Source organism: Comamonas sp. Z3 (assembly GCF_008121565.1).
Classification (GTDB): domain Bacteria; phylum Pseudomonadota; class Gammaproteobacteria; order Burkholderiales; family Burkholderiaceae_C; genus Comamonas; species Comamonas brasiliensis.
In genome coordinates this window covers 311,960-338,916 of the sequence record NZ_VOQU01000003.1, presented here as the reverse complement: position 1 = coordinate 338,916, position 26,957 = coordinate 311,960, and the positions used below count along the sequence as shown (strand labels likewise).

Below are 26,957 nucleotides of genomic sequence, written 5' to 3'. Positions count from 1 at the left end.
ATTTTTCATGGTGCATCCACCCGGCGCCTCGCGCAGTGCGAAAACGCGGGGGTCGTGCCTCATTCCCGCACCGGCTCCCGCATGGTCACCAGCTCCTCGGCAACGGTCGGGTGTATGCCTATGGTTGCATCGAACTGCTGCTTGGTCGCGCCGCATTGCAGCGCCACGGCAAAGCCCTGCATCAACTCGCCCGCGCCCTCGCCCACCATATGCACGCCGCGCACGCGCTGGTCGGCCTTGGAGACAATGAGCTTGAGGAAGACGTTCTCGGGCTCGGCCCCCATGCGGTTGGTCAGCGGCCTGAAGCTGGACTGGAAGACCTGCACCGCGCCAAAGCGCACGCGCGCCGCCTCCTCGGACAGTCCCACCGTGCCCACCTGCGGATGGGAGAACACCGCCGTCGGCACCAGTTCGTAGTCGGGGGCGCTCTTGTCGCCCTCACCGAACAGACGATGGGCGACCACCGAGCCCTCGGCCAGCGCCACGGGCGTCAGGGCCATGCGATCGACCACGTCGCCCACGGCATGGATGGATGGCACATTGCTGCAGAAATGCGGGTCCACCTCGATGGCGCCCTGGTCGCTGACCTTGACCCCCGCCGCCTCCAGACCCAGTCCTTCGATCAGGGGCACGCGACCCGTGGCGTACATCACGCAGTCCACCACCAGTTGCTCGCCACTCCTGAGCTGCAGGTGCAGGCCGTCCGCCTGCTTGTCTATGGCCTGAATCTCATCCTCCCAACGGAAGTTCACGCCCAGCTGGGCCATCTCCTGGCCCAGGTGAAGACCGAGGTCGGCATCAAAGCCGCGCAGCAGCTGCTGGCGGCGGTGCAGCAGGGTGGTCTCGGCGCCCAGGCCGTTGAAGATGGAGGCGAACTCCACGGCGATATAGCCACCGCCCACGACCACCACGCGCCTGGGCAGCTGCGGCAGATGGAAAGCCTCGTTGGAGGTAATGGCATGCTCGATGCCCGGGATATCGGGCAGGCTGGGCGTGCCACCCGTCGCGATCAGGATATGGCGGGCGTGCAGGGTCTGCCCGTTCACCTGCACGCTATGCGGCCCTGAGAGCTCCGCACGGCCGTGGATGACGGCAACCCCTGCGCCGGCCAGCATGCGGCCGTAGACGCCGTTCAGACGCTCGATTTCGCGGTCCTTGTTGGCAATCAGCACAGGCCAGTCGAAGCGCGGCTGCTCCAGCTGCCAGCCAAAGCCCCGAGCCTCCTCGGCCAGCTGGCTGAAATGCGCTGCATGGCTGAGCAGCTTCTTGGGGATGCAGCCCACGTTGACGCAGGTACCGCCCAGCTGGGCGGCTTCCACCACGGCCACACGGGCCCCCAGGCCGGCAGCCACGCGGCTGGCGCGCACGCCCCCCGAGCCGCCACCTATGACCAGGAAGTCGTAATCAAAGTCTTGTTGCTGCATGTTCTGTCTCGCTGGTTGGGAGGTTCAAAGCAGATGCTTGCTGCTTTGAACTCTACAAGACAAGACTGCCGCAGGTGGTTTAACGCAGCGTTAAACCACCTGCACGACCCAGTTTGGCCGGCGCACGGCCTAGAACGGCTTGTCGCCCTTGACCGTGGCGCGGTGCATGCGGCGCACGGCCGGGAAATAGTCCTGAATCGCGTAATGCTGGGTGGAGCGGTTGTCCCACATGGCAATGGTGTTGGGCTCCCAGTGCAGGCGCATCTGGTATTCCAGAATCGCGGGCTGGCGCAGCAGATAGTCCATCAGATCCTGCTGCTGGGCATGAATTTCGTTGGCCGAGCGGAAGCTGTCGAAGTTCGAGCTGAAATTGGCGAAATGCGTGACGAAGGTTTCGTTGACGTAGAGAATCTTCCGGCCGCTTTCGGGGTGGGTGCGCACCACCGGGTGAACCACGGGCGGATATTTGCCGCGCGCCTGGGCCTGCTCCGCGGGCGTCATGCGCGCGCCGAACGAGGGCAGGATGTCATGCACGGCATACAGGCCGGCGATCTGCTGCTTGCGCGTCTCGGGCAACTGCTCGTAGGCCTGCTCCATATTGATCCAGACCGTGTCGCCGCCGACCTCGGGGCATTCCACGCAGCGCAGCACCGAGGCCATGGATGGGGTCTCGCGCCAGGAGACATCGGTGTGATAGACGTTCTCGGTGCCCGGGACCTTGCTGTTGCCGCCGAGAAGCACCAGCTCGGCATGGTCTGGGTGATGGGGGAACACCGGGTGCAGCTCCAGCTCGCCGAAGCGGCGCGCAAACGCCACATGCTGGGCAGGCGTGATGTTCTGCTCGCGAAACACCAGCACCTTGTGCGCCACCAGCGCCTGACGCAGCTCGCGCGTCTGCTCCTCGCTCATGGGCTGGCGCAGGTCTATGCCCGAAACCTCCACGCCTATGGCAGGGGAGATGCGCCTGAGCTCGATCCCCGTGCTGCTTGCCGCAGCCACCTTGCGCTGGGTATGGGCCGGCCTGTCTCCGCAATCGATCATGATATGTCTCCAAAGCGTTGCACCAATGTCCTGCGGCATGACGCTGCAGGCCTGGGTGCAATCTAGGGCGGGCCTTGGAGATCGGTATCGTTCAAGCCGACTAGGTAGGGTTCCCAGTCGGCAGCCGGCCTTACCTGACGAAGCCGTGGGCGTGCATATGGCCCGAGTGGTAGAGCAGCGGCGCGCGGTCGGCATGGTGCTCGCAGCGTTCCACCTCGCCGATGAAGAGCAGATGGTCGCCCTCCTCGTGCTGGCGCAGATTGCGGCACTCGAAGACCGCGCTGCAGCCCTCGAGCAGCGGCACGCCATGCTCGGAGTCATGGTGTTGCGTATGGCTGAACCGGTCCGCTCCCTTGCGTGCAAACAGCTCGGCCAGCGGCTTTTGCGAAGCCGCCAGCACGTGGACCGCGTAGTGGGTGCTGCGGCGGAACACGGGCAGGGAGTTGGCCTTCAGACCCAGGCTCCAGAGCACCAGAGAGGGCGCCAGCGACAGCGCGTTGAAGGAGCTGACCGTGGAGCCCACCGCATGGCCCTCTGCACTGCGCGCCGTGATAATGGTCACGCCGGTGGCAAATTGCCCCAGCGCATCGCGAAATTCGCGCTGCGAGAAAGGCAAGGCCGAACGCAAGACGGAGGTAGGCAAGGCGGAGTTCACGAAATTCAGAGCTCAGGTCAGCGACCACAACGGTGCGCCACGGTTCAAGATCAGCAGATCCCAAGGGGCATCTGCAGGACTTGAGCAATTATCAACTTGAACCTAGCCAGTCACAATCCGTAAGGGCTTAAGGCCAGAATCATCAATTTTGATAGCATCTTACGCAGGGCTGGAAATGCCTGCAGGCCAAAATCTTCATCAATCCTGGGTCTGTGCTGCCAGCAGCCCCTGACCGGCCTGCTGCGCCAGCCACCCGCCGACCTTGGCCTTGCTGCAGCGCTGCAGCTGCATCAGCAGCCCATGTTCGGGCCAGGGCAGGGCATGGCGCTCGCACAGGTCCTGCTGCATGCGGGCCAGCAAGGCCGCCGCCATCTCGGCATCGGCCAGCGCCCGGTGGGCGCGGCCCGTGGAAGGCAGGTGCAGATAGCGCGCCAGATTGCCCAGGCTGTGGCTGGGCGCCTGCGGATAGATGCGGCGCGACAGCAGCACGGTGCAGGCAAACAGCTGGGGGGCGGCTTCGCCCGCCAGTGCCAGCTCGGCCTGCCAGAACTTGCTGTCGAACGATGCGTTGTGGGCCACCATGGGTGCGCCGCCCACAAAGCGGGCTGCATCGCGCATCACCTCGGCGGCGGGCGGCGCCGTGCGCAGCATCGCGTTGGTGATGCCGGTGAGCTCGGTGATGAAGGGCGAGACCCAGGCTCCGGTCTGCATCAGGCTCTGGAAGCGGTCCACGACGCGGCCCTGCTCCAGCAGCACGATGGCCACCTCGGTGGCCCTGGCGCCCTGGGCGGGCGTCATGCCCGTGGTTTCAAAGTCGATGACGGCGATCGCAGCACTCATGACTGCATTGTGCCGTGGCCGACGCCTCAGTCCGTGCCCAGCTCGTCTTCTCCGGGCAGGCCCAGGCTTTGCACCACATGCTCGAGGATGCGGAACAGCTGCTCGCTCTCGGCGCTGCCCAGTTGCTCCTCGATCTCGGTGTAGATGGTTTCGAAATGCGGCACGATCTGCGCCACCATTTCCTGGCCGGCGGGCGTGAGGGCGAACTCGGAGCCCCGCAGGTCGGCCACATGGCGGCCGCGCTTGATGAGCAAACGCCCTTCCAGCGTCTTGAGCAGGCGCGAGAGGCTGGGCATGCTGATGAAGGTCAGCTGCGACAGCTCCATGGGACGCAGACGCCTGTCGGCCACCGACATGATGCGCAGCACGCGCCATTGCTGCTCGGTCAGTCCGTGCGCACGCAGCGAAGGACGAAAGCGCACCATGACCGCCTCGCGGGCCTTGAGCAAAGCCATGGGCAATGAGCGCGCGAAGGAACGTGAAGTGTCAAGGGCTGGAGTGATGTCGTGCTGGGTCATGGCATGGACGAGTTGCTGGCGTGATTGTATGTAAGAGCCCCACGCAGCGATACCGTCAATCCGGGCAAAAGAGTCAGCCAGCCCGTACTCGTCCTGCAGTCCCATGCCCTGTCTCAGGCCGACGCAATCCGCGCGCCGCGAGCGATCTCGGGAACCGGCTCATCCCAGAACCGGAAATCCAGCGCCGGGCGCTCGCCGCTCATCAGGGCTGCCATGGCCTTGCCCGACCCTGCACCATGCGTCCAGCCCAGGGTGCCATGCCCGGCATTGACCCAGATTCCAGCAGCCTGGGTGGCACCGATGCAGGGAATGTTGCTGGGCGTGGCGGGCCGCAGACCGCACCAGAACTGCGGATCGCCGCCCTGCTCGGGCAGGCGCGTGTCGCAGACGCCGGGCATCAGCTCCTCCACGCGCGCGACCAGCATCTCGCAACGCGCCCTGGCCGTGGGCGTGTCCAGGCTCAGATCGAAGCCGCCCAACTCAATGGTGCCGGCCACGCGCAGGCGGTTGCCCAAACGGCTCATGGCGACCTTGCGGCTGTCGTCGATGGTGGAGACCATGGGGGCTTTTTCGGGCCGCAGCAGCGGCAGGGTGGCGCTATAGCCCTTGCCCGGGTAGATGGGCACATGCACGCCCAGAGGCCTGAGCAACAGCGGCGTGTAGGAGCCGCAGGCGACCACCACGGCATCCGCGCCCAGCATGCGCCGGGTGCCATCGCTGCCGTCGCGAATCTGCACCTGGGCTGGCTTGCCCCGGCGCGCCGGCTGCAGGCTCAGGATGTCGTGGCCGTAGAGGAACTGCACACCGGCCTGGGCACAGAGATCGGCCAGCTTTTCGGTGAACAGACGCGCATCACCGGACTCATCGGTAGCGGTGAACGTGCCACCCGCAATCTGCGCGGCATAGGGCGTGAATGCAGGCTCGATGGCAAGCAGCTCTTCGCGGCTGACCAGACGGCGCTGCACGCCGTATTGCCGCATCAGCTCCACGCCTTCGGCGGCCTCGGCAAACGCCTGCCGGCTGCTGTAGAAATGGGCAATGCCGCGCTCCAGCCGCTCGAACTCGATACCGGTCTTCTGGACCATGTCCTTGAGCGCCAGATGGCTGTAGGCGCCCAGCGCCACGATCTGCTGGACATTGCGCGCGAACGCCCGGTCATTGCACTGGGCCAGGAACTGCAGGCACCAGCCCCATTGCGCGCTGTCGAGCCGGGGCCGCAGCAGCAGCGGAGCCTGTTTGTCGAACATCCATTTCAGCGCCTTCCAGGGCGCCTGGCGATTGGCCCAGGGCTCACAGTAGCTGACCGAGATCTGGCCGCCATTGGCATAGCTGGTCTCCAGGGCCGGACCGCTCTGGCGGTCCACCACGGTGACTTGATGACCGCGCTCGCGCAGATGCCAGGCGGTGCTGATGCCGATGATGCCGGCGCCCAGGACGATGATGTTCATGCGGCCAGTGTCTGCACTCTTGCAGGCAAACAAAAGCAGCATTAAATTTTCAGCAGTTTCATCAGAAATGCTAATGGAATTGCTATGAGTTCCTGGGACCCTGTTGCGCTGGAATGCCTGGCCGCCATCGTGGAGGAAGGCGGCTTCGAGCGCGCCGCGCAAAAGCTGCACATCACCCAGTCGGCCGTGTCCCAGCGCCTGCGCGCGCTGGAGGCTCAGGTGGGTTCGGTGCTGGTGGAGCGCACACGCCCCGTCAAACCCACCAGCGCCGGTCGGCTGCTGCTCAAGCATGCCAAGCAGCTGCGCCTGCTGCGCGCCGATCTCGCGCATGAGCTGCAGGAACTGGCACCGCAGACCGGGCAGAGTCTGGCCGGCGAAATCGTCTCCATCGCCATCAATGCCGACAGCATTGCCACCTGGGCCATGACGGCCCTTGACGAGCTGGTGAGGAGCGGCCTGCCGCTGGAGGTGGTGGTCGACGACCAGGACTTCACGCAGGAGCTGCTGCGCTCGGGCCAGGTCATGGGCTGCGTGACCACGCTGGGTCGGGCCCTGCGCGGCTGCACGGTGCAGCCCCTGGGTGCCATGCGCTATGTGGCCGTGGCCTCGGCCGAGTTTGCCCGGCAAAGACTGCCGCAGGGGCTGACGCGCAAGAACTTCAACCAGCTGCCCTATCTGTCCTTCAACCGCAAGGACGATATGCAGGCCGAGTTCGTGGCGCGCTGCCTGGGCCTGCGCAATGTGTCGCTGCAGCACCAGATCCTGCTGCCCAGCTGCGAGGCGCAGGTGCGCGCCGTGCGTGCCGGCTGGGGCCTGGGCGTGCTGCCGCAGTTGCTGGTGCAGCCTGCGCTGGAGGCCGGCGATCTGGTCGAGATTGCGCCCGGCCATGCGCTGTCCATCGCGCTGTTCTGGCATTGCTGGAATCTGGAGTCACGCGTGCTGGCCCATGTCAGCCAGGCCTTGCTTGGCAAGGCCCGGCAACTGCTGCAAGCATGAATGATGCAGCCAAAAAAAAGGCCGTGCTTTGCAGCGCGGCCTTGAGAGCTTGAAGTCAAACGGAGGTACTTTGGTTTTTGTAGCTGTGGACGCTCATCCATCCTTGATTTGACGCTGTTTTATGCCTGATGTGTATGCATATCAAGCGCAAGCAGCTATGAAAATCAGCGAATCAGCAGCACGGGGATGGTGCAGCCCGCCAGCACCTGCGAGCTGACCGAGCCCATGACCAGGCGGCCCAGCGCGCCGTGGCCATGCGTGCCCATGGCGATCAGGTCGAACTTGCCGTCCTGGGCAGTATGGATGATGGTGTCGGCAATCGGGCCGACCTTGGAGATGCTGTGCGCCTCGACGCCGCGCCCCTTCAGGAACTCCAGCACGGGCTGCAGGATCTTGGCGGATTCTTCGTCGTAGTACTGCTCCACCACTTCCTTGCCCAGCGCAGCGCGTGCACGAGGCGGCAGCAGCGGCTGCACGGTGATGATGGTGTACTCGTGGCCCGTGCCCAGCATCTCCTGATGCGAGGTCAGATAGGCCAGCATTTTCTGGGTGTAGGCACTGCCGTCCACAGCGAGCAAGATCTTCATACCAATTTCTCCTTGTTGATGTCTCAAGCCTAAGGGCTGGGGACAGTCAGCATCTTGACTTGGCTCAAGTCAATTGTCGATGCCGGCAGAAAGTCATCCTGCTCTCCCTTGCGGGCATAGCCGAGAGGGTTGGCCACCACACGGCATTGCCAGGCGCTGCCGTCGTCGCGCCGGCCGCTGGCGATGTAGTCGCTGGCGCAATGCAGATGACCGTGCAGCCAGAGCTGGGCGTGGGGCAGAAAGTCGTCCATCACATTGCAGAAACCGGCCGTGCCGGGCACCAGCCCGTAGCGCGGATCGGCGCTGCGCAGACTGGGCGCAAAGTGGGTCACGGCCACCGTGGGCCCGTCAAACGGCTGCTGCAGCGCGGCGCGCAGCCAGTCCTGGCAGAGCAGGCTTTCCTCGCGCATGGGCGCGGCCAGAAACGGCTCGCCCTGGCGGCTGCCGCCGGTCTTTTGCAGATAGAAATTGGCGGCGCGAAAAGCCTTCTCGCGCAGCCTGTGCAAGCGCGTGGCATCGCTCACGCCCTCATGCATGGCCATGGCGTCGAAGTCGCTCCACAGCGTGGTGCCGATGAAGCGCACGCCGTCCATGAGCACGGTTTCACGGTCGAGCCAGATCAGACCCAGCTTGTCGCACACGCGCTGCAGGCGCAGTCGCGCCTCGTCGAAGTCCTGCATGTCGTACTCGTGATTGCCGGGCACGAACAGCACGGGCGTGGGCCAGGCCGCGTATTGCGGCAGCGGCGAGAAACGCTCCAGCCCGAAGTTCTCGCCATCGACCTGGCTGCTGCTCTGGTAGGAGCCGATATCGCCGGCCAGCACCAGCACATCGGCGCCGGCCGCCGGCTGGGCCACGAATTGGGGGTGGACTTCAAGGTGCAGGTCGGACAGCAGCTGGATCTTCATGCGGCTAGTTTAGTCAACCATGCTGGGTGACCTGGGCCGTACCATTGGCAAAGGTGATCTCGGCAGAGCGCGTCAGCGTTTTCAGCAGCCAGTCATAGGCCTGCGGGTGCGGGCCGCGCCGGCGCCACAGCGCATCCACATGCACGGGCGTGACATCGAAGGGCAGATCGCGCAGCTCCAGCTGATCGCCCATGCCGGTCACGGGCACGAAATGGCGCGGCAGTATGGTCAGCAGATCGGAGTTGATCACCACGCGCGCCGCGGTGAAGAACTGGTTGACGGTGAGCACCACTTCGCGCGAACGCCCCAGCGAGGCCAGGGCCTCGTCGATGAAGCCGAAGGAGCGGCCCGAGAAGCTGACCAGCATATGGCGGGCCGCGCAGTAGTTGTCCAGCGTCAGCGGCACATGCGCCAGCGGATGGTCCTTGCGCATCACGCACAGGTACTCGCCCTCGTACAGGCGGCGGCTGTCAAACGCCACCAGACCGCCGGCCTGTGCACGCGCCGTCAGATCGGCCAGCACGGCGGGAAAATAGCCCACGGCCATGTCTGCCTCGCCATCGTCGAGCAAGGATCTGGGATCACGCGTGGTCAGCGGCAGCAGGCGTATGCCCAGGCCCGGTGCCTCGCGCGCCAGGATCGGGTACAGCGGCGGAATCAGCGTGGCGGCCGTGGCATCGGCCATGGCGATCACGAACGTGGTGCTGGCCGTCTCGGGGTCGAACTCGTCGGGCGCGAGTGCGCCCTCCAGATGCTGCAGGGCCTCGCGTATCACCGGCCACAGGGCCTGGGCGCGCGGCGTGGGCTCCACGCCCTGCCCCTGGCGCACCAGCAGCTCGTCGCCCAGGACCTCACGCAGCCGGCGCATGGCATTGCTGACCGCCGGCTGGGTGATGCTGAGCTTGTGCGCCGCGCGCGTGAGGCTGCGTTCGGACATGACCTCATCGAAGACGCGCAGCAGATTCAGATCCAGAGAGCGAAAGTTCAAAGACATGGCATCACCCGATACATCACTGCTGTGAATGCTACAGATTCAAAATATAAATTTGAACACACCTAGGGTAATCCCTATAGTTACACCTATTCCCCGGGCAATTCGCCAAAAGCGTGGGTCAAAGGGTTAACTGCCATGAGCAACTTTATTTACAACTCCTACTGTGTCGAGCACCCTGGTGTGGTGCGTATCTATCAGGCCAGCGACGAACGCATGGCCGCCATTGCCGCCGAGCATGAAGCGCAATCCCAGTCCCGATCGCACTGGATGGTGCTGGCCGTGGTGCTGGCCGCTCTGGCCGCCGGCGTCTTCCAGGCCACCGAGACCTGGAGCGACGGTCATATGATGGCTGCCTGGATGGTCCTGTGGGCCATGGCCTTTGCCAGCATCGCCCTCTTCTCCCAGCCCGCACGCCGCGCCATCAATCTGGTGCGTACCGGCTACCGCGCCTGGGTCAAGAGCCGCCAGCAAGCCGCTGCCGATGAACGCGTCTGGAACGCCGCGCTGCAAGATGCACGCCTGATGGCCGATCTGGCCCGTGCCATGGATCGCCAGAGCCGCTAAGCGCCCGGACCGCTGCCCCGAAAAGCCGCTGCCCACAAGGCTGCGGCTTTTTTCATGGGGAACAGAGTTTTGAGTCAAACAAGCCTCTATCCAAGATTCAGAAAGCGCTTACAGCTACAAAAATAAAAGCAAACAAAAAGCCCTGCTGATTTTTTTCAGCAGGGCTTTTTTGATGTGCACAGTCTCAGTCAGGGACACCGCGCAAGGGCCGCCCCGCCGCGCTGGCGTCGTCCCCCTCCCATAGCGCGAAGCGCGCAGAGAGAGGGGCGCCCGGCTAGGGGGAAGCCGCGCAGCGGCTCAGGGGGAGAATCAAGCGCTCAAGCGCTTTTCCAGCTCAGCCTTGGTGTCCAGCATGGCCTTGGGCAGGTTGTAAGCCAGCTTGTCGAAATGCTCGCCATGCAGCTTCATTTCCTCGGCCCAGGCGGCCTTGTCGATATTGGTCACGCTGTCGAACTGGGCGGCGTCGAAGTCCAGGCCGCTCCAGTTGATTTCAGCGTACTGGGGCGCAATACCGAAGGCGGTTTCCTGACCTTGGGCCTGGCCTTCCAGACGGTCGATCATCCACTTCAGCACGCGCATGTTTTCACCGTAGCCGGGCCAGACGAACTTGCCTTCGGCGTTCTTGCGGAACCAGTTGGTGGTGAAGATCTTGGGCAGGGTTGCGCCCTGGCCTTCGATCTTGGCGCCCAGGTCCAGCCAGTGCTGGAAATAGTCGCTCATGTTGTAGCCGGCAAAAGGCAGCATGGCGAAGGGGTCGCGGCGCACCACGCCTTGTGCGCCAAAGGCGGCGGCGGTGGTCTCGGAGCCCATGGTCGCAGCCATGTACACGCCTTCGGTCCAGTCACGGGCTTCGGTCACCAGAGGCACGGTGGTGGAGCGGCGACCGCCGAAGATGATGGCATCGATCTTCACGCCGGCAGGATCGTCCCAGGCTTCATCCAGCGCGGGGTTGTTGGTGGCAGCCACGGTGAAGCGGGCATTGGGGTGAGCGGCCTTGGCGCCGGTTTCCTTGGCGATCTGGGGCGTCCAGTCCTTGCCTTGCCAGTCGATCAGGTGATCGGGCAGCTTGCCCTGGTCCTTTTCCATGCCTTCCCACCACACGTCGCCGTCATCGGTCAGGGCCACATTGGTGAAGATCACGTTCTTGTCCAGGCTCAACATGCAGTTCGGGTTGGTCAGCATATTGGTGCCGGGAGCCACGCCGAAGTAACCGGCTTCGGGGTTGATGGCGCGCAGCGAGCCGTCGGCCTGGGGCTTGATCCAGGCGATGTCGTCGCCGATGGTCGTGACCTTCCAGCCGTCGAAGGCCTTGGGGGGCACCAGCATGGAGAAATTGGTCTTGCCGCAGGCCGAGGGGAAGGCGGCAGCCACGTGGTACTTCTTGCCTTCGGGGTTGGTGACGCCCAGGATCAGCATGTGCTCGGCCAGCCAGCCCTGGTCGCGGCCCATGGTGGAGGCGATGCGCAGCGCAAAGCACTTCTTGCCCAGCAGCGCGTTGCCGCCGTAGCCCGAGCCGTAGGACCAGATTTCGCGGGTTTCGGGATAGTGAACGATGTACTTGGTCTTGCTGCAAGGCCAGGTGGTCTCGTCCTTCTGGCCTGCGGCCAGAGGTGCGCCGATGGTGTGCACGCAGGGCACGAACTCGCCGCTGGTGCCGATCACGTCATACACGGCCTTGCCCATGCGGGTCATGATCTTCATGTTGACGGCCACATAGGGGCTGTCGGACAACTCGATGCCCACGTGGGCGATGGGCGAACCCAGCGGGCCCATGGAGAAGGGCACCACGTACATGGTGCGGCCAGCCATGCAGCCGTCGAACAGAGGGTTCAGCGTGGCGCGCATCTCGGCAGGGTCCATCCAGTTGTTGGTGGGACCTGCGTCTTCCTTCTTGGCGGAACAGATATAGGTGCGGTCTTCCACGCGGGCCACGTCCGAAGGATCGGTCCAGGCCAGGAAGGAGCCGGGGCGCTTGGCCAGGGGCTTGAAGGTACCGGCATCCACCAGTTGCTGGCACAGCGCGTCATATTCGGCTTGCGAGCCGTCGCACCAATGGATCTGGGCGGGCTTGCACAGCGCAGCCATTTCGGCGACCCAGGCAATGAGCTTGGGGTTCTTGACGTAATCGGGAGCCTGGATATTCAGGCTTTGCACAGCGGCGTTCATGGGGGAAGTCCTTCAATTAAAAACCAATTTTTCAAAGAAGCATCCTCGGCTGCGTCTTTGAAAAAAGGCTTTTGAAGGTGTCTCGCTTGCTTTCCCTAGCGCTTGTTGGCGCCTGAAATCCGTCTGAAATAGTCAAAACAACCTTGTTTTGAATAGCAGCGGGAGATCGATTTTAGGTAGGAGCCTTGAATTTGTCAGCAAATCACTGGCAATATCTATGCATTCTGCGCATCACAATATGCATCCGACATTCATTCGTACCCTGCACAGACGTAAAAAAACCCCGCGTCGCGGGGTTGGGCTCGAGAAGGTTGGAATGCCTAGGCCATGTTCACGGCGATAAAGGCCAGCAGGAACATCATCACGGCGCCAGCGGCGGGAATGATGATGGGAATATAGGGCACAACGGCTTCGGCCGCATCCTGTGCCTCGTGGTTCACAGCGGAATCATCTGACATGTGATCAATGCTCCTCCTGAAAGCAGGCGGTGAAACAAGCAAGCTCTGCGGCCATTCTAGGCACAGCCCTGGCGACATGGGTCAGGGAAAGCCATAGCAGCTCTTGGCGCTCAGACCCGCCTCTCATGCGCCGCCAATGGCGAACAGCACTTCTTCGATGTCGACCATGCGCAGATACGTTCGCACCCGGAGTGCAACAGCATATGCTGGGCTTGCGGACGACCCGGCGCCGATTGCGAAATCGATGTGCACCGTTTCGCGTCAGATCGCAGCGCCGAAGTTCCTCGCTGAAAGGATGGCTTCTATGGTTAGCGCTTCTTTCTTGTTCTGGCTGATCCTGCTGATGCTGGTGATTGGCCTGGGGACGGCGTCGATCCGGATTTTTCGCGAGTATGAGCGCGGCGTGGTATTCACGCTGGGGCGCTTCTGGAAGGTCAAGGGGCCGGGACTGATCTTCATCATTCCCGCCATTCAGCAGGTGGTACGGGTGGATCTGCGCACCGTGGTCCTGGAGGTCCCGGCGCAGGATGTGATCTCGCGCGACAACGTCTCGGTCAAGGTCAATGCCGTGATCTATCTGCGCGTGGTGGATGCGGAAAAGGCGGTGATCCAGGTGGTCAACTATCTGGAAGCGACCAGCCAGCTCGCGCAAACCATGCTGCGCTCCGTACTGGGCAAGCATCAGCTCGACGAAATGCTGGCAGAGCGCGAATCGCTGAACCTGGACATCCAGCAGGCGCTGGATGCGCAAACCGACACCTGGGGCATCAAGGTCTCGAACGTGGAGATCAAGCAGGTCGATCTGACCGAATCCATGATCCGGGCGATCGCGCGCCAGGCCGAGGCCGAGCGCGAACGCCGCGCCAAGGTGATTCATGCCGAGGGTGAATTGCAGGCCTCTGAAAAACTGTTCCAGGCAGCCAAGGTGCTGGCGCAGGAGCCTCAGGCCATCTTGCTGCGCTATCTGGAGACGCTGACCGTGATCGGCGCAGACAAGAACACGACCGTGGTATTTCCCTTGCCCATGGATCTGGTGGCGCCGCTCATGAAGAAAGCAGCATCCTTGCCGGCCTGAACCCCGCCGCCGCCCACCTTCACACCAGGGCGGCCTCCATGCCTGCGGCCCGCAAAGCCATCAGCACCTGCTCCACATGGGGCTGGTTGCGGGTCTGCAGCACAAATTCGATTTCAACGTTCTGTGCGGCCAACATGGTGAAGGCACGCTGATGGTGCACTTCCTCGATATTGGCACCGGCACCGGCCACGGTGGCCGTGATCTGAGCCAGCACGCCGGGCACGTCGCGCGCGCTGACGCGGATGCGCGCCAGACGGCCGGAGCGCACCATGCCGCGCTCGATGATGGCGGCCAGCAACAGCGGATCGATGTTGCCGCCCGACAGCACCAGCCCCACCTTCTTGCCCTTGAAACGCTCAGGATTGCGCAGCAGCGCCGCCAGGCCTGCCGCACCCGCGCCTTCGACCAGCGTCTTCTCGATCTCCAGCAGCATGAGCACGGCCTGCTCGATATCCCCTTCGTCCACCAGCAGCAAGTCATCCACGCAGCGCTGCACCACCTCCTGGGTGATGACGCCGGGCTGGGTCACGGCAATGCCCTCGGCAATCGTCGATGTACCCATGGGCAGATCGGTGTGGCGCAGCGCGTTGACCATGGAAGGAAAGCGCTGAGTTTGCACGCCCACGATTTCGATCTCGGGCTTGATGGCCTTGGCCGCCGTGGCAATGCCCGCAATCAGGCCTCCACCGCCAATGGCAATGACCAGCACATCCAGATCGGGCTGGGCCTGCAAAATCTCCAGCGCCAGCGTGCCCTGGCCGGCGGCGATCGCCTCGTCGTCATAGGGATGGACAAAGGTCAGCTGCTGCTCCTGCGCCAGCTGATAGGCATGGGCACGCGCCTCGGCCAGGGTATCGCCATGCAGCACCACCTCGGCACCGAAGCCGCGCGTGCGCTCCACCTTCACGCCAGGCGTGAAGCGAGGCATGACGATGACGGCACGCAGGCCCAGACGTTGCGCGTGATAGGCCACGCCCTGGGCGTGGTTGCCCGCACTCATGGCGACCACGCCGCGTGCGCGCTCGGCATCGCTGAGCATGAGCAGCTTGTTCAGCGCGCCACGCTCCTTGAAGGATGCCGTGAACTGCAGGTTCTCGAACTTGAGATAGACCTGCGCCCCCGTGATCTGCGAGAGCGTGCGTGATTCCACAAAAGGAGTTTGAAGGACGGCGCCATTCAGGCGCGCAGCGGCGGCTTGGATATCTGCAAAGGTCAGCATGGTGAAGCCATTTTGCAAGCAGCCCATCACCCCGCGCCGGTGCTGGGTTTGCAGATCAGCGGCTTCTGACCCACTCGCTCTCCAATTGATAGCTTCAATCCTTTTATTTGAAAAGGCCTGTCGACAAAAAGAGCTGAATTTCAGCGCCATGCTGCGATGAGCGAACCGCTAAGGATTTCCCTTAGTTAGCGCAAAACATGCAACATAGTGCCTAAAACAGCGTGCATTTTTTTGCGCGATCTGCATAATTGTGCCTAAACCCAGTCAATAACTGCACTATTTTTCATCTCAGCAGGAGCCGAGCATGCAGCAGCAAACCGTTGTCGATTACCGCACCGACCCCAGCCAGTACCGGCACTGGTCGCTTGAAGTGGATGGCAATATCGCCCGGCTCAAGCTGGACATTGCCGAGGACGGCGGCATACGCCCCGGCTACAAGCTCAAGCTCAACAGCTATGACCTGGGCGTGGACGTGGAACTGCACGATGCGCTCAACCGCATCCGCTTCGAACACCCGCAGGTGCGCTCCGTCATCGTCACCAGCGGCAAGGAACGCATCTTCTGCTCGGGCGCGAATATCTTCATGCTCGGCGTCTCGTCCCATGCCTGGAAGGTGAACTTCTGCAAGTTCACCAACGAGACGCGCAACGGCATGGAGGACAGCTCCCGGCACGACGGACTCAAGTTCGTCGCCGCCATCAACGGCGCCTGCGCAGGCGGCGGCTACGAGCTGGCTCTGGCCTGCGACGACATCGTGCTGATCGACGACCGATCTTCCTCCGTATCGCTGCCCGAGGTCCCTCTGCTGGGCGTGCTGCCCGGCACGGGCGGGCTGACGCGCGTGACCGACAAGCGCCATGTGCGCCACGACCTGGCCGACATCTTCTGTACCAGCGTGGAAGGCGTGCGCGGCCAGCGTGCCGTGGACTGGCGACTGGTGGATGCGATCGCCAAGCCCGCGCAGTTTTCCGAGGTGGTGCAGCAACGTGCCGCAGCACTGGGCGAGAGCAGCCCGCGCCCGGCTTCCGCCCAGGGCGTACAGCTCGCCAGGCTGCAGCGCGAGCAAAGCCCGGACGGCCTGCACTATCGCCACGTCAGCGTGCAGATCGATCGCAGCAAGCGCAGTGCCACCATCACGGTCAAGGCCCCCCGTGGCGAACAGCCCGCCAGCCCTGAAGCCATAGAAAGCGCAGGCGCCGCCTGGTGGCCGCTGGCCATGGGCCGCGAGCTCGACGACGCCATCCTGCATCTGCGCACCAACGAGCTCGATGTGGGCACCTGGATTCTCAAGACCGAGGGCGATGCGCGCGCCGTGCTGGCGGCGGGCCAGACCCTGGTGACGCACCGCGATCACTGGCTGGTGCAGCAAACCACAGGCCTGCTGCGCCGTACCTTTGCACGCCTCGATGTGTCGTCGCGGTCGCTGTTCGCCTTGATCGAGCCCGGCTCCTGCTTTGTCGGCATGCTGGCCGAGCTGGTCTTCTGCGCCGATCGCGCCTACATGCTGGTGCTGCCCGACGAACCCGAGCGCGAGCCGGTCATCGAGCTCGATGCCTTCAACTTCGGCCTGCTGCCGCTGGTCAACGATCAAAGCCGTCTGCAGCGCCGCTTCTATGAGGAGTCCGGGCCGCTTGAGGCCGCGCGCGCTGCCGTGGGAAAGCCGCTCAACGGCGATGCCGCGCAACAGCTGGGACTGGTCACCGCCGCGCTTGACGATATCGACTGGGAAGACGAGATCCGCATCGCCATGGAAGAGCGTGCCGCGATGTCGCCCGACGCGCTCACGGGCCTCGAAGCCAATCTGCGTTTCGCCAGCCAGGAAAACATGGTCACGCGCATCTTCGGGCGTCTGTCGGCGTGGCAGAACTGGATCTTCAACCGCCCCAACGCGGTGGGCGAAAAAGGGGCGCTGAAGCTCTACGGCACCGGACAGAAAGCCGGCTTCGATTTCAACAGGGTATGAGGAAACTCCCCCTGAGCGGCTACGCCGCTTCCCCCTCTCTGGCACTGCGTGCCGGAGGGGGACAACGCCCTCGCAGCGGGGCGGCCCTTGCTCGGCGTTACCCGCCTGGGCTGCGCCAGTTTCGCAGCGACCACATGGCTTCATGAATCGGCAAAACATCACAGGAGACTCCCCATGAGCAGCATCGACTACAGCCAGAAGATTCCCAACAACGTGGACCTCAGCGGTGACCGCACGCTGCAGCGTGCGCTGGAGAGCTGGCAGCCCAGCTTCATCCGCTGGTGGGACGATGTGGGCCCCGAAGGATCGACCAACCACGATGTCTATCTGCGTACTGCGGTGAGCGTGGATCCGCAGGGCTGGGCGCAGTTCGGCTACGTCAAGATGCGTGACTACCGCTGGGGCATCTTCCTGAACCCGGCGGATCAGGAACGCAGCATTCATTTTGGCGATCACAAGGGCGAGAAAGCCTGGCAGGACGTACCCGGCGAGCACCGCGCGAACCTGCGTCGCATCATCGTCACGCAAGGCGATACCGAGCCCGCGTCGGTGGAGCAGCAGCGCCACCTGGGCCTGACCGCGCCGTCCATGTACGACCTGCGCAATCTGTTCCAGGTCAATGTGGAAGAAGGCCGCCATCTCTGGGCCATGGTCTACCTGCTGCACAAGCATTTCGGGCGTGACGGACGCGAGGAGGCCGAGGCCCTGCTGGAGCGCCAGAGCGGCGATGAAAACAACCCGCGCATTCTGGGCGCGTTCAATGAAAAAACGCCGGACTGGCTGGCGTTCTTCATGTTCACCTACTTCACCGACAGAGACGGAAAATTCCAGCTCGCAGCGCTTGCCGAGTCGGCCTTCGATCCGCTGGCGCGCACCACCAAGTTCATGCTGACCGAAGAGGCGCACCACATGTTCGTCGGCGAGTCCGGCGTCTCGCGCGTGCTGGCCCGCACCTGCCAGGTCATGAACGAGCTCAAGACCGACGATGTGAACAAGCTGCGCAATGCGGGCGTCATCGATCTGCCCACAATCCAGCGCTATCTGAACTTCCACTACAGCGTGACCATCGACCTGTTCGGCGCCGACCAGTCGAGCAATGCCGCCACCTTCTACAGCTCGGGCCTCAAGGGCCGCTACGAAGAGGGCAAGCGCGAGGACGACCACAGGCTGCACGAGCAGAACTACAAGGTGCTGGAAGTGGTGGACGGCAAATTGCAGGAGAAGGAAGTGCCCATGCTCAACGCCTTGAACGAGGTGCTGCGCGACGACTACATCAAGGACAGCAATGCCGGTGTAGGCCGCTGGAACAAGGTGATGGAAAAGGCCGGCATCGACTTTCGCCTGACGGTGCCGCACAAGGCCTTCAACCGACAGATCGGCGCGCTGGCAGGCGTGCGCATCAGCCCCGACGGCCGCCCCGTGAGCGAGCAGGAATGGCTGCTCAGGAAGAGCGAGTGGCTGGCCGGCGACGACGACCGCAACTTTGTCGCATCGCTGATGAAGCCATGCCTGGAGCCGGGCAAGTTCGCCGGCTGGATTGCGCCCCCCGTCATGGGCATCAATCGCCAGCCCGTGGACTTCGAGTACGTGAAGTTTGGGTGACCCCTGAGCCGCTACGCGGCTTCCCCAAGGGGACGGTGCCTTCGCCGCGAGGCGGCTCTTGCTCGGCACCTCTCACTTGGTGCAGTGCCAGTTTGAGGCCATGCCAGTTTGGAGAAAGAAATGAGCACCATCACGCTGATTGAAAACGGCATCCTGAAGCAGCATCTGATCGACCCGGAGATCTGCATCCGCTGCAACACCTGCGAGGCAACCTGCCCCGTGGACGCCATCACGCATGACGACAACAACTATGTAGTCATGGCGGACAAGTGCAACGGCTGCATGGACTGCATCTCGCCCTGCCCCACGGGCTCCATCGACAACTGGCGCCTGGTGTCGGCAAGCAAGCCCTACAGCGTGACCGAGCAACTGGGCTGGGAGAGCCTGCCCGAAGAGCTTTGCGCCGACGTGCTGGCCGCCGCGCAGACGACCGAGAATGCCGTCGATGTGCAGGACCTGAGCCAGGCCCAGGCCGTGATCGCGGCCGCTGCCGGTCTGGCCGATAACGGCGCTGCGGAAGTCTTTCGCGCCGCCAGCTATGGCGCCACCACGCCGCCCTGGTCTGCCGCCCATGCCTACACCAATCTGCATGGTCCCAAGGCTCCGGTGACGGCCACGGTGGTGGGCAATCTGAACTGCACGGAAGCCGGCTTCGACAACGAGACCCACCATATCGTGCTGGACTTCGGCGCCATGCCTTTTCCGGTGCTCGAAGGCCAGTCGCTGGGCATTGTCCCGCCCGGCGTGGATGCCGGCGGCAAGCCCCATGTGGCACGCCAGTACTCGATTGCCAGCGCCCGCAACGGCGAACGCCCCGGCTACAACAATCTGGCATTGACCGTGAAACGCGTGGTCGAGGATCACCAGGGCCAGCCCGTGCGCGGCGTGGCCAGCAACTATCTCTGCGATCTGCAGGTGGGCGACAAGGTGCAGGTCATAGGTCCGTTCGGCAGCAGCTTTCTCATGCCCAACCACCCGCGCTCGCACATCGTGATGATCTGCACCGGCACGGGCAGCGCGCCCATGCGCGCCATGACGGAGTGGCGCCGCCGCCTGCGCAAGAGCGGCAAGTTCGACAGCGGGAAACTGCTGCTGTTCTTCGGTGCGCGCACGCCTCAGGAGCTGCCCTATTTCGGCCCCTTGCAGAACCTGCCCAAGGATTTCATCGACATCAACTTCGCCTTCTCGCGCGTGGCCGGCCAGGCCAGGCGCTATGTGCAGGACGCCATGCGTGAGCGCTCGGCCGACCTCATGGAGCTGCTGCGCGACGACAACACGCATATCTATGTCTGCGGTCTCAAAAGCATGGAGGACGGCGTCGTGCTGGCCCTGCGTGACGTGGCCCAGCAAGCAGGACTGGGCTGGGATGAACTTGGCTCAAGGCTCAAGCGCGAAGGACGTCTGCACCTGGAAACCTACTGACGCCTGCAGCCCTCGCCCCCCGTCTGCGGCAAACAGGATCCGCGCATCAAGGCGGTGGCGGCATGTCATGCCCTTGACAGCGCAGCCCCTGCCGGCGCCCTACAGTGCAACGACCATAACCCACGAAAGACATGGCATGAATGCACGGGCGAACTTTCTGCGCATGCAAGACAGCACGCGTGAAGACTGGCAGTTGATCGGCGGTGAATTCGCACACTTCACCAGCGGCCTGCCCGATCGGGTGATGGCCCATCTGAAGCTGCTGGAAGGCGACTATGGTGGCTTTCCGGTGGACCGCTACACCCACTCCCTGCAAACCGCCACGCGTGCGCTGCGCGACGGCCGCGACGAGGAGTATGTGGTGTGCGCACTGCTGCACGACATCGGCGACACCCTCGGGTCCTTCAACCACCCCGACATAGCCGCAGCGGTGCTCCAGCCCTTTGTAAGCGAGGCCAACCACTGGATGGTCCAGCATCACGGCATCTTCCAGGGTCACTATTTCTTCCATCACATCGGCCTGGACAGGGACATGCGCGAGCAGTTCCGGGACCATCCGTACTACACGCGCACGGCCGAGTTCTGCGAACTCTATGACAACCCTGCGTTCGATCCCCGGGCCGAGACCCTGCCCCTGAGTGAATTCGAGCCCATGCTGCGCCGCCTGATGCAGCGGCCCCGGCAAAGCATCTACAAGGCCGCCATGGACTCGGAAGTGCAGGACGCCAGGAAGTCGTAGCACACGCCGGCATGGCGCCTGCAGCAATCATCAAAAGATGAGCTGTTATCGCTTACTCATCAACAAACCTGGCAATGATTCGGTCCATGTTTGTTTTTCTGAGGGCGATTGCAGCTCATCTTTTCGATGCGTCCTAGCCCGCTCCGCAAGCGTGCTGCCGTCGCAGCTAATGCGCGTAGGCATCCTGCGCCAGCGCGCAGGCCAGTATCCAGGCCGGGTCCACCAGCTCGGCGCCGCGGGCCTGTGATGCCTGCGGCAGGGCCAGCGGGATTTCGGTGCAGCCCATGATCACGGGCACAGCGCCATGGCGCTGCAGCAGCGGCGCCAGCGCCTCGCCGAAGCATTGCACGGCCAGCGGCATATCGCCCTGTTTCACGCCCTCGTAGATGCCTTGCATGAGCCGGGCCCGGCCCGCCGGTCCGGGCCGCAGTGCGGCAATCCCGCAATCGGCCAGCGCCGCGTCGTAGAGCCCGCTGTCATAGGTGCCGTCCGTGGCCAGCACCAGGGCCTGTCGCGCGCCGCCGGCCTTCAGATACAGCGCCGTCTGCTGCGCGATGTGCAGCACGCGCAGCTGCGGGAAAAGCGCCTGTATCTGCCCATGCCAGGCATGGGCCGTGTTGCAGGCCAGAGCCACGCTGCGCACGCCCAGGGCCGCGAGCCGGCCCGCACCCTGCAGCAGATGCGCGGCCGGGCCCGCAGGGGACTGCGGATCGCTGCGCAGCGCCTGTGTGCGATCGGGCATGGGCAGTTGCACCAGCCAGTGCTCGGGATAGGCCTGGTCGTGCACGGGCAGGCCCTGGCCCTGCAGATGCCGGGTGCAGGCCTGCACGAACAGGCGTACGAAATCCGCGCCCGCTGCAGGCCCCATGCCGCCGAGAATGCCCACCGCCCGCATCTCAGAATGCCGGCTTGTCGCCGCGCTCCTGCACATTGCGTTGCAGCTGCTCGCTCATGGGCAGGCCCAGGGCCGCGTTCTTGGGCGGTATGGGCTGCATGAACCATTTGTCGTAGAGCCTGGCGAAGGCGCCCGACTTCATCATGTCGCCGATCACGCCATCCACCAGCTGCTTGAACTGCGGGTCGTCCTTGCGCAGCATGCAGGCATAGGGCTCGACCTGCAGCGCATCGGCCACGACGTGGAAATCCTTGGGATTCTTGGCGTTGGCGATCAGGCCGTAGAGCAGGATGTCGTCCATGCCGAAGGCCGCGGCACGGTCGTTCTCGACCAGCAGAAAGCCGTCGGCATGGTCCTTGGCCATGACGATGTTCATGCCCCAGCCCTGCTCGGCATTGGCCTTGCGCAGCACCTGCAGATTGGTGGTGCCGGTGGTGATGGACGCGGTCTTGCCCTTGAGATCGGCATAGTTCTGGATGCCCGAGCTCTTCTTCACCAGCAGCCGCGTACCGGTGTAGAAGTGATTGATCGCAAAGCCCACCTCCTTGGCTCGCACCGTGTTGTTGGTGGTCGATCCGCACTCCAGGTCTATGGTGCCATTGGCCAGCAGCGGCATGCGGTTCTGCGAGGTCACGGCCTGCCAGCGAACCTCCAGCGCGGGTAGGTTCAGCACCTTCTTCACGGCTTCGGCGACTGCCTGCGAAAGCTCTACGGTCATGCCGATGGGCTTGCCGTTGTCCAGGTAGCTGAAGGGCACGGAGGACTCGCGGTAGGCCAGCGTGATGCGCCCGCTGTCGCGCACCTTGGCCAGGGTATCGGCATGGGCAGCGCCCAGAAAACCCAGGCCCAGTGCCGCGCAAAGCACGGTGGAGTGAAGTTGCATGCGGTGTCTCCTCTTCGGTGGTGGATGTGCCGCCAGTGTAGAAAGCGTGCCCGGCTCCGGGGGATGACAATATCGGGCTGGTCCATGCCCCTGGTTTATGGGTAGCTGCGCAGGCACCGCCATGCCCCGGGTAAACACCGCAACCGAGGGCCACCCGGCGGCACGCATCGCGCGGGCAGACCATAACCTGGGTGCATACCCTGCATGCCAAATGCCATGGCTGCCCGGCTCCGCACGGGCCTACAGTGCGACAGCATGGAGAAACGATCAATGCATGTCTGCATCGTGGGCGCCGGCATCGTCGGCCTGGCTACTGCCTATGCGCTGCAGCGCGCGGGCTGCCGCGTCACGGTCCTGGAGCGCGGGCCCGGCCCGGCAGCGGGCGCCAGCGGCGGCAATGGCGCGCAGCTCAGCTATTCCTATGTGCAGCCGCTGGCCGATCCCGGCATCTGGAAGATGCTGCCGCAACTGCTGCTGGAAAAGGACTCGCCGCTGGCACTGCGCCTGCGCGCCGATCCCGCCCAATGGGCCTGGGGCCTGCGCTTTCTGGGCGCCTGCAATGCACGCGCCTCCATGGCCGGCACGCAGGCGCTGCTGAGGCTGGCCGCCGAAAGCCGGCAGGCTTTCGAGAGCCTGCAGGCGCAGGAGTCCCTGAGCTGCTCATTGCACACGCCGGGCAAGCTGGTGCTCTACCACACACAGCAGGGCCTGGATGCCGCGGCCCGGCAGGTCGCCCTGCAATCGCGCCTTGGCGGCGCCAGCCAGCAGGTCGTGGATGCGGCAGTCGCCGTGCGCCTGGAGCCCGCGCTGGCAGGCTACGCGGGCCGCATGGCGGGCGCCGTTCACACCCCCAGTGAAAGCGCTGCCGACTGCCGCCAGCTGTGTGAGCAGCTGGCGGCGCTGCTGGCCGCACGCGGCGCCGAGCTGCGCTACGACACCGAGGTGCTGGGCTTCGAGCGCCAGGGCGACGCCGTCACCGGCCTGCGCACTGCCGCAGGACTGCTTCAGGCCGAGCACTACGTGCTGGCCAGCGGCTGGGAAAGCCCGGCCCACGCGCGCCAGCTGGGCCTGCGCATTCCCGTCTATCCGCTCAAGGGCTACAGCATCACCGTGGACATACCGGCCGACCACACCCAGGCCGCGCCGCGCGTGAGCGTGACCGACACCGCGCGCAAGGTGGTGTTCGCGCGCCTTGGCGAACGCCTGCGCGTGGCCGGCATGGTGGAGATCATCGGCCGCGACACACGCATCGATACGGCCCGCATCAACAGCCTGCGCCGCTCCACGCAGCAGGTCTTTGCCCAGTTGCCGCTGCAGGGCTCGCTGCATCCCTGGAGCGGCATGCGCCCGGCCACACCCACGGGCCTGCCCATCACCGGCCGCCAGCGCGGCGGACCACGCAATCTGTGGCTGCAGACAGGCCATGGTGCGCTGGGCCTGACGCTGGCCTTCGGGTCGGCACAGCGGCTGGCTGCGCAGATGCGCGCAGCCTGAACGCGGGCCTGCTCAGGAGGCGCTCAGAAGCTCCCGCAGAGCCTTGTGCATTTCCTGGGTCATGGCACGCGCCAGCACCGATCCCGGGCGCTGGGGCAGGCTCAGCGCGTTCACGCCCACGGTGATGCGCGGCAACAGCGGCACCACGTGCACACGGCGCCGGTCGGCCGCCAGGGCCGTGCAGCCGTCCATGATGGCCGCGCCCAGCCCGTATTCGGCCATGGACAGCGCCGCATGGTAGGTCTGCACAGTCACCACCGGCGACAGCCCCACGCCATGCTCGCGGCAGGCCTGGCCCAGGCGCATGCCCAGCGGGTCGCGCGCATCGAGCGCGACCACAGGCAGATCGGCCAGATCCTTGAGTTCCATGCCTTCGGCGCGCACGCGCGAAGGCGACAGCAGTCCCTTGGGCAACACGCAGAACATGTCGACCTCGGCCAGCAGTTCGTGCTCCAGCGCGGGCTGGCCCGCGGAGCTGATCACGAAACCCACATCGGCCTCCTGCAGCAGCAGGGCCGACACCACCTGCGGCGTGTGCAGCGCCTGCACATGTACCTGGACCTGTGGATGGCGGCGCCTGAAGCCCGCCACGGCGCGCGGCAACACCTCGCGGCTGAGCGCAAACACCGTCAGCACATTGAGCCGGTCGGCCGACTGGCCGTGGCGCAGGTTGGCGGCCAGACGCTGCACCTCGTCGAGCTGCTCGAACAGCTTCTCGATATGTGGAAACAGGGCCAGTGCTTCATTGGTCGGCGTCAGCCGCCCCCGCGCGCGCTGGAACAGCGCAAAGCCCATCTGCAGCTCTGCATGCTGCAGCGTGCGGCTGACCGCGGGCTGCGTGACGTTGATGAGGCGCGCAGCCGCGCTGACGCTGCCGGTCTGCATCACGGCATTGAAGACTTCGATATGTCGCAGACGCATGCCCGCCCTCCTACCCCTGCCTCACTCGGACTGGGCGCGCGCCAGGCGTTCGCTCTTCCAGTACACATCGTCGCCGCCGTCGATGCGGTTGAGCACGCGGGCCAGCACGAACAGCAGATCGGACAGGCGATTCAGATACTGGCGCGCAGCGGCTCGCATGGCCTCGGTCTGCTCCAGCGCCACCACCTGGCGTTCTGCACGGCGCGCCACGGTGCGACATACATGGGCCTGCGCGGCAGCGCGTGTGCCAGCAGGAAGGATGAACTCCTGCAGGCGCGGCAACTGTGCGTTGTAGTGGGCCAGCGCATTGTCGAGCTGCAGCAGCGCATCATCCTTGAGCAGCTCATAGCCCGGCATGGACAGCTCGCCGCCCAGGTTGAACAGCTGATGCTGGATGTCGATCAGCAGGTCGCGCATATCCTGGGGCATCGGCTCGCACAGCAGCAGACCGATATGCGAGTTCAGTTCATCCACATCGCCCATGGCATGCGGGCGGCCGCTGTTCTTGGAAACGCGGGTGTTGTCTCCGAGGCCGGTGGTTCCGTCATCTCCGGTGCGGGTGGCGATTTGCGTGAGGCGGTTGCCCATGGGTCATCCCTTGTCAAAGCTGCGAGTTTTCAGGGCCGGCACGGCCCTCAGATACGGCCGCCATTGTGCGTTACAGCCCGCAGACAAATGTAGCCTGAGGCAACAGCAGGCAAAAGTGCTGGCCCTTTGCCGCCTCACAGGGTGCAATGCACTCCTGTTATCGCATAGAGAAGGAATGCCATCCATGAACAAGAAGAATCTGCTCAATTGCAAGGTCTCGTCATTCGAAGTCGTCAGCGTGGTGCTGTTCTCCGCACTCACCCTCGGCGGGGGCATGGCTTTTGCGCAAACCGGCAGCGGCACTGTCGGCGAGAGCAAGGAGCCGGCGCGCATCGTGCAATCAGGCGCGGCCACCGGCGTGCAGCAGGCCCCCACCGCCAGGAACAGCGTGCAGGCGGCCTTCGAGCGTGCCGACGCCAATCGCGACGGTCAGCTCAGCGCGCAGGAAGCGCGCCAGCTGCCCGCCATTTCCCAGCGCTTCGAAGAGATTGACAGCGACCGCAACGGCCAGCTGTCACGCGCCGAATTCGACAAGGGCGCTCAGCAGTACTGAGGCCTTGCCGCGGCGCTTTCCTGCTCACGCCGCAGCGCTGAGTTCCTCCTGCGGCAAGGGGAACTCGGCCCCGGCATAGTCCAGGTGAATCTCGAACTCGCGGCGCAGCAGACGCTGCGCCCAGTCTTCGACCAGGCTGCGCTGCGCAGCACTCACTCCGGCCCCCATTTCCAGCCGCACCAGACTCGGCTCCTCGAGGCCGAAGGCACGATAGCCACCCAGCGGCAGCAGGCCCCTGGCATGGTCCTCGACGGCGCGAAACAAGGCCTCGCCGGAATCGCAGATCGCCGAGGCCACAAACACCTCGGGGTCGCGCGCCACCCAGTCCAGCACATTGCCGATCTGCGCCACGCCTTGTGCGCGGCAGGCCTGCGTCACACCGGGACGGCCACCATCGAGCATGGCAAACACAATGTCCAGACCCGTCTGCTCGACCATCGCCGAAACACAGCTGCGGGCCCAGCCCGGACGATGCTGGTGGCCACAGAACTGGGTGACGAGTTGCCCCTCAAAACCGGCGCGCCTGAGACCGTCCGCATAGGCCGCACGGCCACGCAGACCCGGCGGCACCTTCTCGCCCGAGAAATGCCCCACCTTGCCCGTCTTGCTCCACTGGCTGGCCAGCACGCCGGCGAGGAAGGCCGACTGCTCCTGCAGCACCTCGTAACGCGCCACATTGGCTGCCGTCCAGCTGCCCTGCGTGACCGTAAAGGCCTGCTCGGGCCAGCGATCGGCCAGGATCTGCACCGGACCGTCACCCTGACCGCCATGCGCCAGAATCAGCGCGTAGCGACCGCCGCACAATGCGGACATTTCGGCAGCACGCTGCTGGGCCGACTGGCCGGCCACCCAGAGCACATCGACCTCGTGGCCGGCCTCTCTGGCCTTGTGCGCTCCGCGCAGTCCCGACTCGTTGAAACTGCCCTGGCCTTCGGGGCCAAACAGCACCACGGCATAGCGTGGCTTACGGGGTGAATACAGTGTCTCGCTGCTCATCGTTGTCT

At 64.5% G+C, this 26,957-nt stretch carries 26 protein-coding genes; 9 read left to right on the top strand and 17 right to left on the bottom strand.

Features of this window, described 5'->3' with window-relative positions; translation table 11 throughout:
• Positions 1-59: 59 nt before the first annotated feature.
• The 6 genes from gorA to FSY59_RS10050 form a co-directional block, all read right to left on the bottom strand.
• Positions 60-1,424 (bottom strand): glutathione-disulfide reductase, encoded by a 1,365-nt coding sequence (gene gorA / locus FSY59_RS10075; protein ID WP_003059889.1) that lies wholly within the window; start codon positions 1,422-1,424, stop codon positions 60-62.
• 129 nt (positions 1,425-1,553) lie between these two features.
• Positions 1,554-2,465, bottom strand: a complete 912-nt coding sequence (locus FSY59_RS10070; protein WP_050873090.1) for a TauD/TfdA family dioxygenase — start codon at positions 2,463-2,465, stop codon at positions 1,554-1,556.
• 130 nt (positions 2,466-2,595) lie between these two features.
• Positions 2,596-3,120: a flavin reductase family protein gene (locus FSY59_RS10065; RefSeq protein ID WP_148728899.1), complete on the bottom strand. Its 525-nt coding sequence runs from the start codon at positions 3,118-3,120 to the stop codon at positions 2,596-2,598.
• 198 nt (positions 3,121-3,318) lie between these two features.
• Entirely contained in the window at positions 3,319-3,960 is a 642-nt protein-coding gene (locus tag FSY59_RS10060; protein WP_148728898.1) for a PolC-type DNA polymerase III, read from the bottom strand.
• A gap of 26 nt (positions 3,961-3,986) precedes the next feature.
• On the bottom strand, positions 3,987-4,478 hold the full coding sequence (gene hpaR, locus FSY59_RS10055) for a homoprotocatechuate degradation operon regulator HpaR (RefSeq protein WP_034401205.1): 492 nt from the start codon (positions 4,476-4,478) through the stop codon (positions 3,987-3,989).
• Positions 4,479-4,591: 113 nt separating this feature from the next.
• Positions 4,592-5,968, bottom strand: a complete 1,377-nt coding sequence (locus tag FSY59_RS10050; RefSeq protein ID WP_148728897.1) for a D-amino acid dehydrogenase — start codon at positions 5,966-5,968, stop codon at positions 4,592-4,594.
• 42 nt (positions 5,969-6,010) lie between these two features.
• Here FSY59_RS10050 and FSY59_RS10045 point away from each other — a divergent pair, with 42 nt between their 5' ends.
• On the top strand, positions 6,011-6,922 hold the full coding sequence (locus tag FSY59_RS10045; RefSeq protein ID WP_003059900.1) for a LysR family transcriptional regulator ArgP: 912 nt from the start codon (positions 6,011-6,013) through the stop codon (positions 6,920-6,922).
• Between the two features lie 164 nt (positions 6,923-7,086).
• Here FSY59_RS10045 and FSY59_RS10040 read toward each other — a convergent pair whose 3' ends face one another.
• The 3 genes from FSY59_RS10040 to FSY59_RS10030 are packed head-to-tail and all read right to left on the bottom strand — an operon-like array spanning position 7,087 to position 9,411.
• Positions 7,087-7,509 carry a universal stress protein gene (locus tag FSY59_RS10040; protein ID WP_003059902.1) on the bottom strand — a complete coding sequence of 141 codons (423 nt, stop codon included), beginning with the start codon at positions 7,507-7,509 and terminating at the stop codon, positions 7,087-7,089.
• A gap of 29 nt (positions 7,510-7,538) precedes the next feature.
• Positions 7,539-8,417 (bottom strand): metallophosphoesterase, encoded by an 879-nt coding sequence (locus FSY59_RS10035; protein WP_043370408.1) that lies wholly within the window; start codon positions 8,415-8,417, stop codon positions 7,539-7,541.
• Between the two features lie 13 nt (positions 8,418-8,430).
• Complete coding sequence (locus tag FSY59_RS10030; RefSeq protein WP_003059905.1) at positions 8,431-9,411, bottom strand: LysR family transcriptional regulator; 981 nt, start codon at positions 9,409-9,411, stop codon at positions 8,431-8,433.
• Positions 9,412-9,546: 135 nt separating this feature from the next.
• Here FSY59_RS10030 and FSY59_RS10025 point away from each other — a divergent pair, with 135 nt between their 5' ends.
• On the top strand, positions 9,547-9,975 hold the full coding sequence (locus tag FSY59_RS10025; protein WP_003059907.1) for a hypothetical protein: 429 nt from the start codon (positions 9,547-9,549) through the stop codon (positions 9,973-9,975).
• A gap of 309 nt (positions 9,976-10,284) precedes the next feature.
• On the opposite strand, the gene FSY59_RS10020 is transcribed toward FSY59_RS10025, so the two are convergent.
• Together FSY59_RS10020 and FSY59_RS27355 are read right to left on the bottom strand one after the other, a co-directional pair.
• The gene (locus tag FSY59_RS10020) at positions 10,285-12,141 is read right to left on the bottom strand and encodes a phosphoenolpyruvate carboxykinase (GTP) (protein ID WP_003059910.1); all 1,857 of its coding nucleotides are present in this window, start codon (positions 12,139-12,141) and stop codon (positions 10,285-10,287) included.
• 320 nt (positions 12,142-12,461) lie between these two features.
• A complete protein-coding gene (locus FSY59_RS27355) occupies positions 12,462-12,599 on the bottom strand; it encodes a hypothetical protein (protein WP_003059912.1) in 138 nt (45 codons plus the stop codon).
• A gap of 304 nt (positions 12,600-12,903) precedes the next feature.
• Here FSY59_RS27355 and FSY59_RS10015 point away from each other — a divergent pair, with 304 nt between their 5' ends.
• Positions 12,904-13,674 (top strand): slipin family protein, encoded by a 771-nt coding sequence (locus tag FSY59_RS10015; protein ID WP_003059914.1) that lies wholly within the window; start codon positions 12,904-12,906, stop codon positions 13,672-13,674.
• 19 nt (positions 13,675-13,693) lie between these two features.
• Here the strand turns inward: FSY59_RS10015 and FSY59_RS10010 are convergent, their stop codons facing one another.
• Positions 13,694-14,893 (bottom strand): threonine ammonia-lyase, encoded by a 1,200-nt coding sequence (locus FSY59_RS10010; protein WP_029158482.1) that lies wholly within the window; start codon positions 14,891-14,893, stop codon positions 13,694-13,696.
• A gap of 304 nt (positions 14,894-15,197) precedes the next feature.
• On the opposite strand from FSY59_RS10010, the gene boxC reads away from it, so the two are divergent.
• The 4 genes from boxC to FSY59_RS09990 all read left to right on the top strand — a co-directional run bounded on the left by boxC (position 15,198) and on the right by FSY59_RS09990 (position 20,619).
• Positions 15,198-16,856 carry a 2,3-epoxybenzoyl-CoA dihydrolase gene (gene boxC / locus FSY59_RS10005; protein ID WP_043370404.1) on the top strand — a complete coding sequence of 553 codons (1,659 nt, stop codon included), beginning with the start codon at positions 15,198-15,200 and terminating at the stop codon, positions 16,854-16,856.
• 174 nt (positions 16,857-17,030) lie between these two features.
• A complete protein-coding gene (gene boxB, locus FSY59_RS10000; RefSeq protein ID WP_003059920.1) occupies positions 17,031-18,458 on the top strand; it encodes a benzoyl-CoA 2,3-epoxidase subunit BoxB in 1,428 nt (475 codons plus the stop codon).
• 120 nt (positions 18,459-18,578) lie between these two features.
• Positions 18,579-19,880: a benzoyl-CoA 2,3-epoxidase subunit BoxA gene (gene boxA, locus FSY59_RS09995; protein ID WP_003059922.1), complete on the top strand. Its 1,302-nt coding sequence runs from the start codon at positions 18,579-18,581 to the stop codon at positions 19,878-19,880.
• A gap of 136 nt (positions 19,881-20,016) precedes the next feature.
• Positions 20,017-20,619: an HD domain-containing protein gene (locus FSY59_RS09990; RefSeq protein ID WP_019042917.1), complete on the top strand. Its 603-nt coding sequence runs from the start codon at positions 20,017-20,019 to the stop codon at positions 20,617-20,619.
• Positions 20,620-20,785: 166 nt separating this feature from the next.
• Here the strand turns inward: FSY59_RS09990 and FSY59_RS09985 are convergent, their stop codons facing one another.
• Together FSY59_RS09985 and FSY59_RS09980 are read right to left on the bottom strand one after the other, a co-directional pair.
• Positions 20,786-21,514, bottom strand: coding sequence for an aspartate/glutamate racemase family protein (locus tag FSY59_RS09985; protein WP_003059925.1), 729 nt, complete (start codon positions 21,512-21,514; stop codon positions 20,786-20,788).
• A 1-nt stretch (position 21,515) separates the two neighbouring features.
• Positions 21,516-22,397: an amino acid ABC transporter substrate-binding protein gene (locus tag FSY59_RS09980; RefSeq protein ID WP_003059928.1), complete on the bottom strand. Its 882-nt coding sequence runs from the start codon at positions 22,395-22,397 to the stop codon at positions 21,516-21,518.
• A gap of 255 nt (positions 22,398-22,652) precedes the next feature.
• Between FSY59_RS09980 and FSY59_RS09975 the strand changes: the two genes are divergently transcribed.
• Entirely contained in the window at positions 22,653-23,891 is a 1,239-nt protein-coding gene (locus FSY59_RS09975) for a D-amino acid dehydrogenase (RefSeq protein ID WP_367379838.1), read from the top strand.
• Positions 23,892-23,903: 12 nt separating this feature from the next.
• On the opposite strand, the gene FSY59_RS09970 is transcribed toward FSY59_RS09975, so the two are convergent.
• Entirely contained in the window at positions 23,904-24,812 is a 909-nt protein-coding gene (locus FSY59_RS09970; RefSeq protein ID WP_043370397.1) for a LysR substrate-binding domain-containing protein, read from the bottom strand.
• A 21-nt stretch (positions 24,813-24,833) separates the two neighbouring features.
• Entirely contained in the window at positions 24,834-25,400 is a 567-nt protein-coding gene (locus FSY59_RS09965; protein ID WP_050873099.1) for a cob(I)yrinic acid a,c-diamide adenosyltransferase, read from the bottom strand.
• 184 nt (positions 25,401-25,584) lie between these two features.
• Between FSY59_RS09965 and FSY59_RS09960 the strand changes: the two genes are divergently transcribed.
• Positions 25,585-25,953, top strand: coding sequence for an EF-hand domain-containing protein (locus FSY59_RS09960; RefSeq protein ID WP_148728896.1), 369 nt, complete (start codon positions 25,585-25,587; stop codon positions 25,951-25,953).
• Between the two features lie 24 nt (positions 25,954-25,977).
• Here the strand turns inward: FSY59_RS09960 and FSY59_RS09955 are convergent, their stop codons facing one another.
• Entirely contained in the window at positions 25,978-26,949 is a 972-nt protein-coding gene (locus FSY59_RS09955; protein ID WP_148728895.1) for a BMP family protein, read from the bottom strand.
• Positions 26,950-26,957: the final 8 nt, after the last annotated feature.

Excerpts from the sequence above, each read along its gene's own strand:
- FSY59_RS10015 (WP_003059914.1), top strand. The coding sequence starts at position 12,904 with ATGGTTAGCGCTTCTTTCTTGTTCTGGCTGATCCTGCTGATGCTGGTG.
- FSY59_RS09955 (WP_148728895.1), bottom strand. The coding sequence starts at position 26,949 with ATGAGCAGCGAGACACTGTATTCACCCCGTAAGCCACGCTATGCCGTG.
- boxA (WP_003059922.1), top strand. The coding sequence starts at position 18,579 with ATGAGCACCATCACGCTGATTGAAAACGGCATCCTGAAGCAGCATCTG.
- FSY59_RS10070 (WP_050873090.1), bottom strand. The coding sequence starts at position 2,465 with ATGATCGATTGCGGAGACAGGCCGGCCCATACCCAGCGCAAGGTGGCT.
- FSY59_RS09970 (WP_043370397.1), bottom strand. The coding sequence starts at position 24,812 with ATGCGTCTGCGACATATCGAAGTCTTCAATGCCGTGATGCAGACCGGC.
- hpaR (WP_034401205.1), bottom strand. The coding sequence starts at position 4,478 with ATGACCCAGCACGACATCACTCCAGCCCTTGACACTTCACGTTCCTTC.
- FSY59_RS10025 (WP_003059907.1), top strand. The coding sequence starts at position 9,547 with ATGAGCAACTTTATTTACAACTCCTACTGTGTCGAGCACCCTGGTGTG.
- FSY59_RS10045 (WP_003059900.1), top strand. The coding sequence starts at position 6,011 with ATGAGTTCCTGGGACCCTGTTGCGCTGGAATGCCTGGCCGCCATCGTG.
- FSY59_RS10050 (WP_148728897.1), bottom strand. The coding sequence starts at position 5,968 with ATGCTGCTTTTGTTTGCCTGCAAGAGTGCAGACACTGGCCGCATGAAC.
- FSY59_RS09990 (WP_019042917.1), top strand. The coding sequence starts at position 20,017 with ATGAATGCACGGGCGAACTTTCTGCGCATGCAAGACAGCACGCGTGAA.
- gorA (WP_003059889.1), bottom strand. The coding sequence starts at position 1,424 with ATGCAGCAACAAGACTTTGATTACGACTTCCTGGTCATAGGTGGCGGC.
- FSY59_RS09965 (WP_050873099.1), bottom strand. The coding sequence starts at position 25,400 with ATGGGCAACCGCCTCACGCAAATCGCCACCCGCACCGGAGATGACGGA.
- FSY59_RS10030 (WP_003059905.1), bottom strand. The coding sequence starts at position 9,411 with ATGTCTTTGAACTTTCGCTCTCTGGATCTGAATCTGCTGCGCGTCTTC.
- FSY59_RS09960 (WP_148728896.1), top strand. The coding sequence starts at position 25,585 with ATGAACAAGAAGAATCTGCTCAATTGCAAGGTCTCGTCATTCGAAGTC.
- boxB (WP_003059920.1), top strand. The coding sequence starts at position 17,031 with ATGAGCAGCATCGACTACAGCCAGAAGATTCCCAACAACGTGGACCTC.
- FSY59_RS10040 (WP_003059902.1), bottom strand. The coding sequence starts at position 7,509 with ATGAAGATCTTGCTCGCTGTGGACGGCAGTGCCTACACCCAGAAAATG.
- FSY59_RS10060 (WP_148728898.1), bottom strand. The coding sequence starts at position 3,960 with ATGAGTGCTGCGATCGCCGTCATCGACTTTGAAACCACGGGCATGACG.
- FSY59_RS09975 (WP_367379838.1), top strand. The coding sequence starts at position 22,653 with ATGGAGAAACGATCAATGCATGTCTGCATCGTGGGCGCCGGCATCGTC.
- FSY59_RS10010 (WP_029158482.1), bottom strand. The coding sequence starts at position 14,893 with ATGCTGACCTTTGCAGATATCCAAGCCGCCGCTGCGCGCCTGAATGGC.
- FSY59_RS10020 (WP_003059910.1), bottom strand. The coding sequence starts at position 12,141 with ATGAACGCCGCTGTGCAAAGCCTGAATATCCAGGCTCCCGATTACGTC.
- boxC (WP_043370404.1), top strand. The coding sequence starts at position 15,198 with ATGCAGCAGCAAACCGTTGTCGATTACCGCACCGACCCCAGCCAGTAC.
- FSY59_RS10035 (WP_043370408.1), bottom strand. The coding sequence starts at position 8,417 with ATGAAGATCCAGCTGCTGTCCGACCTGCACCTTGAAGTCCACCCCCAA.
- FSY59_RS09980 (WP_003059928.1), bottom strand. The coding sequence starts at position 22,397 with ATGCAACTTCACTCCACCGTGCTTTGCGCGGCACTGGGCCTGGGTTTT.
- FSY59_RS09985 (WP_003059925.1), bottom strand. The coding sequence starts at position 21,514 with ATGCGGGCGGTGGGCATTCTCGGCGGCATGGGGCCTGCAGCGGGCGCG.
- FSY59_RS27355 (WP_003059912.1), bottom strand. The coding sequence starts at position 12,599 with ATGTCAGATGATTCCGCTGTGAACCACGAGGCACAGGATGCGGCCGAA.